Genomic DNA, 13,818 nt, shown 5'->3' with positions numbered 1-13,818 from the left:
ATTACCGCCCCGTTCCTGCGTGCACGACGGCCTCTTCGTCGCCGCCGAGCTCGAATGCCGCGTGCAGAGCGCGCACGGCGTCGTCGAGTTCGTTGTCATCCACGAGCACGGAGATGCGGATCTCCGACGTCGAGATCAGGTCGATGTTGATGCCGGCGTCGGCGAGGGCCTCGCAGAACTTGGCCGTGACACCGGGGTGGCTCTTCATGCCGGCACCGACGAGGGAGACCTTGCCGATGTGGTCGTCGAAGAGGACCTGAGTGAAGCCGATGTCGCCCTGCTGCTTGGTGAGGAGTTCGACCGCGCGCGGGCCGTCGCTCTTCGGGCAGGTGAAGGTGATGTCGGTCTTGCCGGTCTCGACCTTCGAGATGTTCTGCAGCACCATGTCGATGTTGATCTCGGCGTCGGCGACGGCGCGGAACACCTTGGCGGCGTAACCGGGGGTGTCGGGGATACCGACGACGGTGATCTTCGCTTCGCTGCGATCGTGCGCAACGCCGGTGATCAGGGCCTCTTCCACAGGGATGTCCTCCATCGATCCGGACACGATGGTGCCGGGCTTGGTGGTGTACGACGAACGAACGTGCACGGGCACGTTGTAGCGGCGGGCGTACTCCACGCACCGCAGCATGAGAACCTTCGCGCCGCACGCGGCGAGCTCGAGCATCTCCTCGAAGGAGACCTTCTCGAGGCGCTGCGCGTCCTTGACGATGCGCGGGTCCGCGGAGAACACGCCGTCGACGTCGGTGTAGATCTCGCAGACGTCCGCGTTCAGCGCGGCGGCGAGTGCGACGGCGGTCGTGTCCGAACCGCCACGACCGAGAGTCGTGATGTCCTTGCTGTCCTGGCTCACACCCTGGAAGCCGGCGACCAGCACGATGCTGCCCTCGTCGAGGGCGGTGCGCACGCGGCCGGGGGTGACGTCGATGATCTTCGCCTTGCCGTGGCTGCCCGTGGTGATCACGCCGGCCTGGGAACCGGTGAACGACCGGGCCTCGGCGCCGAGCGAGTGGATCGCCATCGCGACGAGGGAGTTGGAGATGCGCTCACCGGAGGTGAGGAGCATGTCCATCTCGCGGGCCGGCGGGGCCGGACACACCTGCTGTGCGAGATCGAGGAGTTCGTCGGTCGTGTCTCCCATGGCCGAGACGACGACCACGACGTCGTTGCCCGCCTTCTTGGTCTCGACGATCCTTTCAGCGACGCGCCGGATCCGCTCGGCCGTCGAGACCGAGGATCCTCCGTACTTCTGGACGACGAGTGCCACGCTGGCCAACCTCCGGGTTTCGGGAACAAGTCCAGTGGCCCAGCTTACCGACCGCGGCTTCCATCGACCCGGGGCGTCTCAGGAAAGTGTCGTGCGCAACAGCATGACGTTGTAGTCGCCCCACCGTGAGGCGGTGAAGTAGAGGTCCGTATCCGTGGACCACGGGTGGATGAACGGAGCGTAGAGACCACCGATCTGACGGTGGGTGACCAGCACGCGGGCCTCGCTCCACGGCCCCTCGGGTCTCACGGACGTCCTCATCTCGATCGTGCCGTTCGCCTCGTTGCCGTAGAGCATGACGAACTCGCCGCCCAGGAACTGCACCGACATCTCCCCGACGGCGGGTGGCACGACCGGGGTGGCCGCGGCGGCGTCGCCGGGCACCCAGCCGTCGCCGCTCCAGTACTCGTAGGCGGCCAGATCCAGCAGAGCGGTCTCGGGAACGCGCGAGACGAAGGCCGCGCCGAACCGGCCCTGCGGTGTGCCGAAGTCGTAGACGTATCCCTCGTGGCGGATGTAGGCGTGCTGCTGGAAGTTCTCGTTCCCGGTGGACAACTGCTGCACCGTGGGCACGTCGAGCGGCAGGTTGATCCGCGCCGTCGCCGGGTCGAGCTGCCAGGTCTCCCCGTTGTCGGTCGAGGTCGCGATCATCGACGCGTTGGTCCACCACTCGCCGTGGTCGCCCCACGACCGCACCGACATGAAGTTGACGTATTGAACGCCGTCGACGGCGATGCCGGCCGTGGGGATCACGGTGATCTCGACGCCGTCGAGTGCGAGGCTGCCCACGAGTTCGCGGGAGATGTCGGGCGCGGAGGGCAGGACGGGGGAACCCGCACGTGGGTCGCCGGGCACCGGATCGGGCACGTCGATGCCGTCGGAGAGATCGGCGTCGGTGGTGCGCATGAGGACGTTGTGGCGCCACTGCTGGTCGGGCAGCGAGCAGTCGCCGAAGGTGTCGCCGAAGGCCATGAGGACCTGACGGTCCTCGCCCTGCGCACCGTTGTCCCACATGATGCCGAGGTCGGTTCCCGAGATGGAGAACCTGTCGTAGGTCCTGTTGGGGCTGCGCGGGCCGGTCACCCAGGCGACGGTGCTGGTGGGGCCCGGGCCGAGTGCCGGTAGCGGTCCCTGCGGGCCTTCGGGTGCGAGTCCTCCACTCCCCGATCCGCTGCTTCCGAGCCGCGGTCCTGATGATCCCGTGCCGAAGGATCCGGAGCCCGAACCCGAGCCGGGGAGTCCCGAGTCGCAGGGTTCGCCGTGCGCGGCGGGGGCGGAGACCGCCATGAGTCCGAGTGCGAGCAGTGCACTGCACGATCCGGCAATCGCCGTGCGCAACGATCCCATCGATACGCCCTTCACCCATCGTGTTACCGGAGATACCGGTGTTACTGATGTTGCGGGAGTTACGTTCGGTAACGCTAGGGGCGCAAGTACCGCTCTGTCAGGCGCGTTCGTATCGATCGGGTCACGACATCACCGCTGCCCGGTCACACGGAACGCATGCGTGTGGGAGGTGCCACTTGGTCGAGGTGGGGTATGGCGCGATACACTGCAGGGCATGCAGCGCGTGCTTCTCCTCGGCCGCCGCGGCGGGATCTGACCAGACCGGCTTCCCGTCGCGGGGTTTCGACGCGCCGGTCGATATTCGATCTGGGCCCACAGGTCCCCTTTTCTCTTTGGAGTTACGTCATGTCACCCGCCGACGCTTTCACCTCCGGCTCGCGCACCATCACCCCGCCGAGCAAGCCGGCCCCGGCCGACCAGCCGTCGTGGAACAAGCAGAAGAACTCGTCGATGCCGACCTATCGGTACCGGCCGTTCGCCGAGGAAGTCGAGTCGATCTCGCTGCCCGACCGCACCTGGCCCGACAAGATCATCGATCGCGCCCCGGCGTGGTGCGCCGTGGACCTGCGCGACGGCAACCAGGCGCTGATCGACCCGATGAGCCCCGCCCGTAAGCGGCGCATGTTCGATCTGCTCGTACGCATGGGTTACAAGGAGATCGAGGTCGGTTTCCCGTCCGCGAGCCAGACCGATTTCGATTTCGTCCGCGAGATCATCGAGGACGGCGCGATTCCCGACGATGTCACCATCCAGGTGCTGACGCAGTCCCGCCCCGAGCTGATCAAGCGCACCTTCGAGGCGTGCGCCGGGGCGCAGAACGTGATCGTGCACTTCTACAACTCGACGTCGATCCTGCAGCGTCGCGTGGTGTTCCGCGCCGACAAGGAGACCGTCAAGAAGATCGCGACCGACGCCGCCGAGCTGGTGCTCGAAGAGGCGAAGAACCACCCCGACACCAACTGGCGCTGGGAGTACTCCCCCGAGTCGTACACCGGAACCGAGCTGTCGTACGCCAAGGATGTCTGCGACGCGGTCGTCGAGACCCTGGGCGCGACCCCCGAGAACCCGGTGATCATCAACCTGCCGGCCACGGTCGAGATGGCCACCCCCAACGTCTACGCCGACTCGATCGAGTGGATGCACCGCAATCTGGCGAAGCGCGACTCGATCATCCTGTCGCTGCACCCGCACAACGACCGCGGCACGGGCGTCGCCGCTGCCGAGCTGGGCTACCAGGCCGGTGCCGACCGCATCGAGGGCTGCCTGTTCGGCAACGGTGAGCGCACCGGCAACGTCTGCCTGGTGACCCTGGGCATGAACATGTTCAGCCGTGGTGTCGACCCGCAGATCGACTTCTCGAACATCGACGAGATCCGCCGCACGGTCGAGTACTGCAACCAGCTGCCCGTCCACGAGCGCCATCCTTACGGTGGCGACCTGGTCTACACCGCCTTCTCCGGCAGCCACCAGGACGCGATCAACAAGGGCATCGACGCGATGAAGGTCGACGCGGAGGCCGCCGGTGTCGACGTCGACGACCACACCTGGGCCGTGCCCTACCTGCCGATCGACCCGAAGGACGTCGGCCGCACCTACGAGGCCGTGATCCGCGTGAACTCGCAATCCGGCAAGGGCGGCATCGCGTACATCATGAAGCACGACCACGGCCTGAACCTGCCGCGTCGCCTGCAGATCGAGTTCTCGCAGGCCGTGCAGAAGGTCACCGACGGTGAGGGTGGCGAGGTCAGCCCCAAGGAGATGTGGGACATCTTCCACGAGGAGTACCTGGCCCCGGTCTCGCCGCTCGAGCGTATCCGGCAGAAGGTCACCGCGGCCGAGACCGACGACGGTGAGGACACCATCTCCGCCGTGCTGAAGGTCGACGGCGTGGAGAAGGAGATCTCCGGCAGCGGCAACGGCCCGCTGGCGGCCTTCGTCGACGCCCTCGAGTCGCTGGGTTACCAGGTGGCCGTCCGCGGTTACGCCGAGCACGCCATGTCCGCCGGCGACGACGCCAACGCCGCGGCCTACGTCGAGGCCGACGTCACGCGTCCCGACGGCACGACCGTCCTGGTGTGGGGCGTGGGCATCGCCCCGTCGATCACCACGGCGTCGCTGCGCGCGATGGTCTCCGCGGTGAACCGCTCGCACCGCTGATCCGTCTCCGAACCGGATGCGGTGGGCCCATCAGGGTCCACCGCATTCGTCGTTTTCGGGAATTTTCACCCCGACAATTCATCTCGCAAATACCGTTTCGGGCAATTACCGCACTCTCCGGAAAGATACAGTTCCGAATGTTCGACGAGAACGAACCCGTTCACGGGTGATATCCGTCGAATTCCGCAATTCTCGTCCCGCAGAGTCGTTCTGCTCGAACCCGGAGTGTGCGTATGGAATTCATGGACATCATCTGGTACATCGTCGTCTGCTTCGCATTCATCGCGTACCTGATCATGCTGTGGATGATCATCGGCGATCTGTTCCGCAACCGCGAACAGTCCGGCTGGGTCAAAGCGATCTGGATCGTCTTCCTGTTCGTCTTCCCGTGGCTGACGGGCCTGATCTATCTGATCGTCCACGGCACCGGAATGGCCGAGCGGTCCGCGAAGGAGGCCGCGCAGTACAAGGCCGTGCAGGACGACTACATCCGCTCGGTCGCCGGCAAGTCGCCCGCCGAGCACATCGCCGACGCGAAGAAGCTGCTCGACGAGGGTGTCATCGACCAGACCGAGTTCGACGCACTGAAGGCCAAGGCACTCGCCTGATCCCGCGCGATGACCCGTTCGTTCACATCGACAGCTTCCGTGCCGCCGCGGCCCGGAAGCTGTCGAGCACTGCACCCACGGCGGGCCGGCGCGCCGCCCCCGGGCGGGTGACGAGCTCGTAGATCCGCGCCGCACGCACACCGGCCAGCGGCAGACGCACCAATGCCGGATGCAGAACCGAATACCGCGGCAACAGGGCCACCCCGTGCCCCGCCGCGACAAGTTCCTCGATGACACGGAAGTCGTTGATGCGGTGCACAACCCGCGCTCGGATGCCCGTCACCGCCGCGACGGAGAGCAACACGTCGTCGACGGGGAAGCCACCCCGCACGCTGATCCAGCCCTCCCCCACCAGTTCGTCGACCTGCACGCGGTCCTGCGCCGCGAGCCGGTGCCCGGGAGGGAGGACGACATCGATCGGTTCGCGCATGAGCGTCTCGACGTGGACACGTGGGCCGGACAGCGGCGCCGAACGCTCGTCGCGGTGGGTGAGCACCACGTCGTAGTCGGCGAGCAGGGCGGGTGCGGCCGAGGCCGGGACGTCCTCGTCGCTCACGTCCAACTCGACGCCGATCGCCCCGGCCGCCTCGAGCACGGCCGGCAGCAGGAGCGCCGCTCCGGAGGGGAACGACGCCACGCGCACCCGTCCGCGGGGCGACCGCGCATAGGCGGTCATCTCGTCGGCGGCCCGATCGAGGGCGTCGAGCACCTCGTCGGCGCGCACCACGAGCGCACGACCCGCATCGGTGAACCGCAGACGCCGGCCGTCGGGTTCGAGCAGGGGCACTCCCGCCTCCCGGGCGAGCACCTTGAGCTGCTGTGAGACGGCCGACGGTGTCATCGACAACGCTGCGGCGGTCGCGGCCACGGTTCCGCGGTCGGCGAGTTCGCGCAGTATCCGCAATCGCACGACATCCATGTAGTAAAGCTACACATTTTCTTCAGAAACATTCGCTTGTCCTGATTGTTTCCTGAGCAAAGAATTGACGGCATGTCGTTCCGGGACCGTCTGCTCGCACTCACCGTCGTGGTGCTCTGGGGATGCAACTTCCTCGCGATCAGACTGGGTCTCGACCACTTCCCGCCGTTCTTCTTCGCCGGCCTGCGCTTCGCGATCATCGCCGTCCCGGTCCTGCTGTTCGTCCCGCGACCCGCCGTTCCCCTGCGTTGGCTCCTGCTCTACGGCGCCGGGTTCGGCTTCGCCCAGTTCGCCTTCCTGTTCTGGGCGATGGAGGCCGGTCTACCCACGGGCCTCGCGTCCCTTGTACTGCAGTCGTCCGCGCCCTTCACCGTCCTGCTCGCCGCACTGTTCCTGCGCGAACGGCTCGACGGAATCCGCCTCGCCGGTCTCGTCGTCGCCGTGTCCGGCATGGTGATCGTCGCCGTGGGGCAAGGCGCCGCGGACGCGAGCCTGCTCCCCATGACCCTCGCGTTGCTGGCCGGTCTGTCGTGGGCGGTCGGCAACATCGCGACCCGCAAGGCGGGCGCCTCCGACCCCATGCGCCTGATGCTGTGGATGTGCGTCGTGCCCGTGCTCCCCTTCTTCGGGATCTCCTGGTTCGTCGAGGGCCCGCAGGCCTGGTCCACCCTCGGCAGCGCCGTCACCACCGTGGACGGAGGCCTGGCGCTGGCCGGACTCACCTACGTCGTCCTGGCGGGCACGATCGCCGGCACCGGCATCTACGCCTCGCTGCTGTCGCGCTATCCCGCCGGGACCGTCGCTCCGCTCTCCCTCATGGTGCCGGTCGTCGGGTTCACCGTCGCGTGGATCACGCTCGGCGAGCGCCCGGCACCGTCCTCCCTGATCGGCGGTGTGATCGTCATCGTCGGAGCCCTCGCCGCCCAGGGCGGACACCGCAGTGTGACGAGCAGGACGCTCCTCCGGCGACACAACGCTCCCACGCCTGTGGAACACTCGCCGACGTGGGAACCAGCACAGGAATCACCGCACGTGGACGGCTCGCACTGCGCGCAGCCCGAGCCGCCGCGTGGGCGTCCCAGAAGGCCGGACGCGGTAAGGGCTCGATGATCGGAGGGCTCGTCGCCCTGAAGATCGACCCGGCACTGATGAAGCAGCTCGGCCACGGCCGGCAGACCGTGCTCGTCACCGGGACGAACGGCAAGTCCACGACGACCCGCATGACCGCAGCCGCGCTCGAGACCATCGATGCGGTCGTCACCCAGGCCGACGGCGCGAACATGGACGCCGGGATCGTCGCCGCGCTCGCCACCGACCTCCGGGCGCCGCTCGCCGCGATCGAGGTCGACGAACTCCATACCCCGCATGTCGCCGACGCCCTCGCGCCCCGCGCGATCGTGCTGCTCAACCTCACCCGCGACCAGCTCGACCGGGTCGGCGAGATCAACATGATCGAGCGGAAGCTGCGCGAGGGCCTGAAGCGGCATCCCGACGCGGTGATCGTCGCGAACTGCGACGACGTGCTCGTCACGTCCGCCGCCTACGACAACCCGAACGTCGTGTGGGTCGCCGCCGGCGCCGGTTGGGCCAACGACTCGGTGAGCTGCCCGCGCACGGGCGAGCCCATCGTCCGCGAGGGCGACCACTGGTACAGCACGGGCTCCGACTTCGCGCGGCCGACACCGGACTGGTGGGTCGACGACGAGAGCCTGTACGGGCCGGACGGCCTCGTCCTCCCGCTGAAGCTGACCCTGCCCGGTCGCGCCAACCGGGGCAACGCCGCCCAGGCGGTCGCGGCCGCCGTTGCCCTCGGCGCCGATCCGGCGAAGGCCGTCGCGGCCGCCTCGGTCGTCGAAGAGGTCGCCGGTCGCTACAAGACCGTGCAGGTCGGGCCGCACTCGGTACACATGCTGCTCGCGAAGAACCCCGCCGGCTGGCAGGAGGCCCTGTCGATGATCGACCCGACCGTCGACGGCCTGGTGATCGCCGTCAACGGTCAGGTGCCCGACGGCGAGGACCTGTCGTGGCTGTGGGACGTGCGCTTCGAACACTTCGAAGGCGTGCAGGTGGTGGCAGCGGGCGAACGCGGCACCGATCTCGCCGTCCGCCTGACCTACGCGGGTGTCGAGCACACCCTGGTACCGGATCCGCTGAAGGCCATCGCCTCGTGCCCTCCCGGTCGTGTGGAGGTGCTCGCCAACTACACCGCGTTCCGCGATCTCAACACTGCCATCGCCAGGAGAGCTGCCCATGTCTGAGTCGACCGTCCGCATCGGACTCGTCCTGCCCGACGTGATGGGCACCTACGGCGACGGCGGCAATGCCCTGGTGCTGCGCCAGCGCCTGCGGATGCGCGGTCACGACGCCGAGATCGTCGAGATCGGACTGAACGATCCCGTCCCCGAGTCTCTCGATCTCTACACCCTCGGTGGCGCCGAGGACGCCGCGCAGCGACTGGCCACACGGCACCTGCAGCGCTATCCGGGATTGCAGCGCGCCGCCGAACGTGGAGCGCCCGTGCTGGCCATCTGCGCCGCGATCCAGGTGCTCGGCCACTGGTACGAGACGTCCTCGGGCGAACGCGTCGACGGTGTGGGCATCCTCGACGCGACCACCTCGCCGCAGCAGACCCGCGCGATCGGCGAGATCGTCATCCGCCCCACGCTGTCCGGCGTCACTCGACCACTGACCGGATTCGAGAACCACCGTGGTGGAACGACTCTCGGATCCGACGCCACCGGGCTCGGCCGCGTCGACCGCGGTGTCGGCAACGGTGTGGGCGACGGGCTCGAAGGTGCCGTGCAGGGTTCGGTGATCGGCACCTATCTGCACGGTCCCGTGCTCGCCCGCAATCCCGAGCTCGCCGATCATCTCCTGATGCGCGCTCTGGGAGTCGACTCGCTGCCGCCGCTGGATCTGCCCGAGGTCGACCTGCTGCGGCAGGAACGGTTGCGCGCCTGAGTGATCAGCCGTGCGCGGCGATGTGTTCGAGGACCAGCCGCGCGAGCTTCTCCGGCTCCTCGTCGGGAATCCAGTGGCTCGTGCCGACGAGCGTTTCCCGTCGGTACGGCCCACTGACGTAGCGGGCGGTCGCGTCGACCCCGGCGGATCCGATCGCAGTGTCCTTGTCGCTCCACACCATGAGTGCGGGCACGGTGATCTTCCCGAAGGACGACTTCGGATTCGACAGGGGCACCGCCCGATACCAGTTGATGCCGGCCCGCACCGCGGCGCGGTCCTTCAACCGCGCGACATCGCGGTCGGTGGCGGCGGACGGCTGGCCGGTGCCGTGCAGCAACTGCCGCGCGACCTTCTCCCTGCTCAGCAGGGTCTCCGGGATCCAGGGCAGCTGGAAGACGAGCATGTACCACGAGCGCAGCAGCTGACCGCTGGTGACGAACGAGCGCATGAACGCCGCCGGATGCGGAACGGACACCGCCGTCATGGTGCGGACGAGATCGGGACGCTGCTCCGCGAGCGCCCACGCGACGGCGGACCCCCAGTCGTGGCCGACGACGTGCGCGCGACCACCGGGCACCGATTCGATGAGCGCCGCGACGTCGTCGACGAGCAGGTCGAGGCTGTAGTCACGGCGGCGGGGTGGTCGGGCACCGGGCGAGTAGCCGCGCTGATCCGGGGCGAAGGTGCGATACCCCGCGGCGTGCAGGTGAGGTGCGACCGCCTCCCAGGATCGGGAGTCCTGCGGGAATCCGTGCAGAAGAACGATGGGTTCGCCGTCGATCGGCCCGTCGTCGCGGATGTCGAACCGGAGTCCGTCCCTCTCGACGGTCGTGATGCGCTCCCCCACCCCGTCCCCTTCTGTAGTCGCGGTGATCGGTACCGACCCGGGATTCGACCGCGAATCCTCCCCTGAACAGGGGTTCGGCCCGGTGATTCGCTTTACGCGTTCTCCGGGCCGGATCTCTGCTTCACGAGCTTCTCTCTGTCGTCCGCGGACGTCTTATAAGCTCGATTCGCACCTTCGATGTTAGCTACGTCACAGTGCGAACGCAAGCCTTTTCCGCGACCCGGTCAGACCGAGGCGAGGGGGAAGCCCAGAGTCGCCCAGTCGTGCAGCCCTCCGCGGTAGTAGGCGAGCGCGGACGCGGGATATCCGGCATCGATCAGCTTCCGGATCGCATCGGGCGACTGAGGGCACTGGGGACCGTTGCAGAAGACGATCGTCGTCCGGGCGGTGTCGAGCTCGCCCTTCCTCTCGACGATGTCGTCGTGCGGGATGTTCACGGCGCCGGGGAGGCTCACTCCGCTCCGGGAATCGGGCACCCGCGTGTCGACGAGCGCAGCGCCCCGGTCGAGCAGTTCGATCACCTCGAGTTCACCGACGGTCGCCACGCCCGCCGCCACCTGCAGTGGCTGCACCTCACCCCAGGTCGTCTCCACCACCATGCGGTCGGCTTCACCCTCCAGCGGGCGGGGAATGTTCTGCGGGTCGCCGTCGCGTGTGCGATCGGCACGCCTGATCTGCTGCTCGTCGCTCGTCACGAACCGGACTCTACGGGAGAACGGTCGCCCTCCGCGGGGTTGTCGGGATCCCACCCGCGCTGGGCGAGGATCGCCGTCCCCATCCATCGCCGCAGGTAGCGGCGCAGATCGTCGTCGGAGCGTGGCGGCGTTCCCGGTGAGACGAAGAACGACTGCATCGTGCGCAGCACGTATTCGACCAATTCCGCGAGGGAGTCGTCGTCGTAGCCGTGTTTCTCCCAGTCGACGTCGAACCGCTTGATCATCGCCATGCCGAACATCCACGCCTCTTCCGACGCGATCTCCTCGGGATGCGGGTTCGAGTAGGTGCTCGACAGCAGGATGCCGAGGTGCGGGGTGCGACGCACCTCCGCGAGCGTGTAGACCACGCCTTCGGTCATGGCCTCGACCGGATCGTCGAGGCCCGCGACCTGCCGGGTCAGTCGTTCCAGGAACCCTTCGACCGATGCGATGGCGGCCGCGCGCATGAGGGCGTCGGCGCTCGGGAAGTAGCGGTAGACCGTCTGGCGGATCACGCCGAGGGACTGGGCCACGTCGGCGATGCTGATCTCCGCGCCGGTCCGGTCGATCAGGTCGACGGCAGCGGCAACGATCCGCTGCGACGCCTCTTCGTCGTCGGCGGGAGGACTCCCGCCCCACCCACGTCTACGTGCCACTTCGCGCTTCCTCGAACCGTCGCCTGGAGAGGGCCCGACGGTAACACGGCCGACCTCGGTGGATGTGGTCCGAAACGGACTCCCGTGAGCGGATGGGACACCTATCATACACATGACGCATTTCGTGTATGGTCACGCCGATCGGGGCCTCCCGGCTCTTCCGAGGTCCTCCCCAACCGTGTCCCAACCAGGTCCACAACCAGCCCGGTGTCGACGAGACGAGGTACCGCCCCATGACGAACCTGCAGGTCCGCAAGATGCGCTTCGCATTCGCGGATTACGACGTGCCGTTCCTGTGGAACGAGGAGAATCCGGCCTTCTCGAGCATGGCCAACGCCGTCTCGTTCCTCGCGATCGGTTTCGAGAAGATGATCGTGAACATGATCCGTGAGATCACCCCGCGCATCACCGATCCCGAGGTCCTCGAAGAGGCCAACGCCTTCATGTACCAGGAGGGGCAGCACTCCACCGCCCACCGGCAACACGTGAAGGGTCTGATCAAGAGCTATCCGGGACTGCAGGAGACGCTCGACGACGTCATCGGCGCCTTCGACAAGCTCACCGCCGAGACCTCCGCCGAGTACCGCCTCGCGTACACCGCCGACCTCGAGGCGACCTTCACCCCCGTCTTCAAGCTCATGCTCGACAACGACTCGGCTCTCTTCCGCCCCGGCGACGACCGGGTCGCGTCGTTGTTCATCTGGCATTTCGTCGAGGAGGTCGAACACCGCAGTTCGGCGCTCATCATCTTCGACGCGGTGGTCGGCAGCGATCTGTACCGCATGCGTCAGGCCCCCTCGGTGTTCAAGCACGTGCTCGACGTCATCGCCATCGCATGCGAGGGATTCAACAAGCATGTGCCGCTGGAGGAACGGAAGATCGACGCGATGTCGATGTTCGCGTCGTACCGCCGCAAGCAGAACCTGCGGCGCCGGTTGCCGTTCCTGCGGTACGAGGACCACGGCCCGATGCCGCGCGCCTTCGACGTCCTGCCGCTCGGCGAACAGCTCGTCGCGCTGGTGGGCATCGTCCGCAGCCAGATGCCCAAGCACAATCCCGACCACGAGAAGCTGCCGGCGCTCGCCGACGTGTGGTTCCGCCGATTCGACGAAGGCTACGACGTCTCGCAGTGGTACACGGCGGAAACCGTGGGCGGGAGGAACAACTGATGTCCGATCTGTGCTCGCCCACCTTCGAGAACCTCTCGACCCGCCTCGGATTCTCGTGCGACGAAGCCGGTGGGATCTTCGAACTGCGCAGTCCGTTCGCGCTGGAGAACTGGACGCTGCCCGTCCTCGAGGCGACCATCGTGCTCGGGGCGGTGCTGATGCTCGTGTACGCGATCGTCCGGCTGCGGCGCACCGGTGACGCCACGAACCTCGTCGTCTGGCTCGGTACGCTCGCGTTCCTGTTCATCATCGAACCGCTGCTGTACTTCCCCGACGCCTTCGGCGTGGAGGACTACCTCGACACGATGTTCGCGCACAACGTGTTCACCGTCGAGTTCATGTGGGGACGTCTGCCGCTGTACATCATCGCCATCTACCCGATGATGGCGACGATCGCGTTCGAAATCGTCCGGATGCTCGGGGTGTTCCGGCAGTACGGCACCGTCGTCGGCGCCGTCTGCGTGGGCTTCGTCCACCACGCCTTCTACGAGATCTTCGATCACCTCGGACCGCAGCTGCGGTGGTGGGAGTGGTCGCTCGACAACCCGATCAACCAGCCCTTCTTCGACTCCGTTCCGCTCCCGAGCGTCGTGGTCTTCGCCGCCCTGTGGCCGATGTCGCTGGCATTCTGCGCGCAGTTCTTCGTCGGCCGGCACATCGACGCGGGGCGCACCTTCGGCGGCCTCGAACTGACCTGGCGCACGATCACCGTCGGACTTCTCGCGTCCGTGGGTGTGGTGATCCTCCCGGCGCCGGCGACCGTGATCGGCATGGGCAGCACGACGGTTCGGGCGACGATCTACGCGGCCGAACTCGTGATCCTGTCGATCGTGGCGATCTACGTGCTCTCGCGCCAGTGGTCCCGGCTGCGGAACACACCCACCGATCGGCTCTATTCGAACGACCTCGTCCGCTGGTACGCCATCGCCTATCTCGCCGTGATGGCCGTGCTGTGGATCAGCGCTCTGCCCGACTGGTTCTCCGCCGTCGACGGGGTCACCGAGGCAGGCGACCCGATCGGCAGCCTGTGGTATACCGTGGCGTGCTTCGTCGTCGCGATCGCCTCTGTCGCTGCGACCTTCACCGTCCCGCGCGAGGCCGATGCGAGTCCGGATGACACGGCATCGAAGACGCTCACCGAGGCCTGACCGCTCCCGGCACGCTCGATGTTCCGCTACGACGGAGCCGGGCC

General features: G+C 67.3%; 13 protein-coding genes. 7 read left to right on the top strand and 6 right to left on the bottom strand.

Annotation, left to right across the window (positions count from 1 at the left end; all coding sequences use genetic code 11):
- Nucleotide 1: 1 nt before the first annotated feature.
- Entirely contained in the window at nucleotides 2–1,267 is a 1,266-nt protein-coding gene (locus C6Y44_RS02015) for an aspartate kinase (RefSeq protein WP_120281204.1), read from the bottom strand.
- A gap of 78 nt (nucleotides 1,268–1,345) precedes the next feature.
- Nucleotides 1,346–2,614, bottom strand: coding sequence for a DUF4185 domain-containing protein (locus tag C6Y44_RS02010; RefSeq protein WP_159416890.1), 1,269 nt, complete (start codon nucleotides 2,612–2,614; stop codon nucleotides 1,346–1,348).
- Between the two features lie 345 nt (nucleotides 2,615–2,959).
- On the opposite strand from C6Y44_RS02010, the gene leuA reads away from it, so the two are divergent.
- Together leuA and C6Y44_RS02000 are read left to right on the top strand one after the other, a co-directional pair.
- Nucleotides 2,960–4,771, top strand: a complete 1,812-nt coding sequence (gene leuA / locus C6Y44_RS02005) for a 2-isopropylmalate synthase (RefSeq protein WP_120281202.1) — start codon at nucleotides 2,960–2,962, stop codon at nucleotides 4,769–4,771.
- A gap of 233 nt (nucleotides 4,772–5,004) precedes the next feature.
- Nucleotides 5,005–5,379 carry an SHOCT domain-containing protein gene (locus tag C6Y44_RS02000; RefSeq protein WP_159416891.1) on the top strand — a complete coding sequence of 125 codons (375 nt, stop codon included), beginning with the start codon at nucleotides 5,005–5,007 and terminating at the stop codon, nucleotides 5,377–5,379.
- Nucleotides 5,380–5,401: 22 nt separating this feature from the next.
- Here C6Y44_RS02000 and C6Y44_RS01995 read toward each other — a convergent pair whose 3' ends face one another.
- Nucleotides 5,402–6,298 carry a LysR family transcriptional regulator gene (locus tag C6Y44_RS01995; RefSeq protein ID WP_060653877.1) on the bottom strand — a complete coding sequence of 299 codons (897 nt, stop codon included), beginning with the start codon at nucleotides 6,296–6,298 and terminating at the stop codon, nucleotides 5,402–5,404.
- A gap of 72 nt (nucleotides 6,299–6,370) precedes the next feature.
- Here C6Y44_RS01995 and C6Y44_RS01990 point away from each other — a divergent pair, with 72 nt between their 5' ends.
- The 3 genes from C6Y44_RS01990 to C6Y44_RS01980 are packed head-to-tail and all read left to right on the top strand — an operon-like array spanning nucleotide 6,371 to nucleotide 9,259.
- Nucleotides 6,371–7,408: an EamA family transporter gene (locus tag C6Y44_RS01990; protein ID WP_159416893.1), complete on the top strand. Its 1,038-nt coding sequence runs from the start codon at nucleotides 6,371–6,373 to the stop codon at nucleotides 7,406–7,408.
- Nucleotides 7,303–8,556, top strand: coding sequence for a Mur ligase family protein (locus C6Y44_RS01985; protein WP_159416894.1), 1,254 nt, complete (start codon nucleotides 7,303–7,305; stop codon nucleotides 8,554–8,556). Before C6Y44_RS01990 ends, C6Y44_RS01985 begins: the two co-directional genes overlap by 106 nt.
- Nucleotides 8,549–9,259, top strand: a complete 711-nt coding sequence (locus tag C6Y44_RS01980) for a type 1 glutamine amidotransferase (RefSeq protein ID WP_159416895.1) — start codon at nucleotides 8,549–8,551, stop codon at nucleotides 9,257–9,259. The genes C6Y44_RS01985 and C6Y44_RS01980 overlap by 8 nt, the downstream gene beginning before the upstream one ends.
- Nucleotides 9,260–9,263: 4 nt before the next feature.
- On the opposite strand, the gene C6Y44_RS01975 is transcribed toward C6Y44_RS01980, so the two are convergent.
- From C6Y44_RS01975 to C6Y44_RS01965, 3 genes are all read right to left on the bottom strand, one after another.
- Entirely contained in the window at nucleotides 9,264–10,106 is an 843-nt protein-coding gene (locus C6Y44_RS01975) for an alpha/beta fold hydrolase (RefSeq protein WP_159416896.1), read from the bottom strand.
- A gap of 224 nt (nucleotides 10,107–10,330) precedes the next feature.
- Nucleotides 10,331–10,801: a rhodanese-like domain-containing protein gene (locus C6Y44_RS01970; protein WP_120281195.1), complete on the bottom strand. Its 471-nt coding sequence runs from the start codon at nucleotides 10,799–10,801 to the stop codon at nucleotides 10,331–10,333.
- Nucleotides 10,798–11,457 (bottom strand): TetR/AcrR family transcriptional regulator, encoded by a 660-nt coding sequence (locus C6Y44_RS01965; RefSeq protein WP_060653889.1) that lies wholly within the window; start codon nucleotides 11,455–11,457, stop codon nucleotides 10,798–10,800. Before C6Y44_RS01965 ends, C6Y44_RS01970 begins: the two co-directional genes overlap by 4 nt.
- Before the next feature lie 233 nt (nucleotides 11,458–11,690).
- Here C6Y44_RS01965 and C6Y44_RS01960 point away from each other — a divergent pair, with 233 nt between their 5' ends.
- Both C6Y44_RS01960 and C6Y44_RS01955 read left to right on the top strand, forming a co-directional pair.
- On the top strand, nucleotides 11,691–12,626 hold the full coding sequence (locus C6Y44_RS01960; RefSeq protein ID WP_159416897.1) for a metal-dependent hydrolase: 936 nt from the start codon (nucleotides 11,691–11,693) through the stop codon (nucleotides 12,624–12,626).
- A complete protein-coding gene (locus tag C6Y44_RS01955) occupies nucleotides 12,626–13,774 on the top strand; it encodes a hypothetical protein (protein WP_159416898.1) in 1,149 nt (382 codons plus the stop codon). The genes C6Y44_RS01960 and C6Y44_RS01955 overlap by 1 nt, the downstream gene beginning before the upstream one ends.
- The last annotated feature ends 44 nt before the right edge of the window (nucleotides 13,775–13,818 follow it).

The organism is Rhodococcus rhodochrous (genome assembly GCF_014854695.1).
GTDB lineage: Bacteria > Actinomycetota > Actinomycetes > Mycobacteriales > Mycobacteriaceae > Rhodococcus.
The sequence above is the reverse complement of the archived record's forward strand: the minus strand, read 5'-3'. Positions and strand labels throughout refer to the sequence as shown.

What these genes read in the sequence shown, in the direction of transcription:
- C6Y44_RS02000 (WP_159416891.1), top strand. Translation starts at nt 5,005, where the DNA reads ATGGAATTCATGGACATCATCTGGTACATCGTCGTCTGCTTCGCATTC.
- leuA (WP_120281202.1), top strand. Translation starts at nt 2,960, where the DNA reads ATGTCACCCGCCGACGCTTTCACCTCCGGCTCGCGCACCATCACCCCG.
- C6Y44_RS01955 (WP_159416898.1), top strand. Translation starts at nt 12,626, where the DNA reads ATGTCCGATCTGTGCTCGCCCACCTTCGAGAACCTCTCGACCCGCCTC.
- C6Y44_RS01995 (WP_060653877.1), bottom strand. Translation starts at nt 6,298, where the DNA reads ATGGATGTCGTGCGATTGCGGATACTGCGCGAACTCGCCGACCGCGGA.
- C6Y44_RS01980 (WP_159416895.1), top strand. Translation starts at nt 8,549, where the DNA reads ATGTCTGAGTCGACCGTCCGCATCGGACTCGTCCTGCCCGACGTGATG.
- C6Y44_RS02010 (WP_159416890.1), bottom strand. Translation starts at nt 2,614, where the DNA reads ATGGGATCGTTGCGCACGGCGATTGCCGGATCGTGCAGTGCACTGCTC.
- C6Y44_RS01960 (WP_159416897.1), top strand. Translation starts at nt 11,691, where the DNA reads ATGACGAACCTGCAGGTCCGCAAGATGCGCTTCGCATTCGCGGATTAC.
- C6Y44_RS01990 (WP_159416893.1), top strand. Translation starts at nt 6,371, where the DNA reads ATGTCGTTCCGGGACCGTCTGCTCGCACTCACCGTCGTGGTGCTCTGG.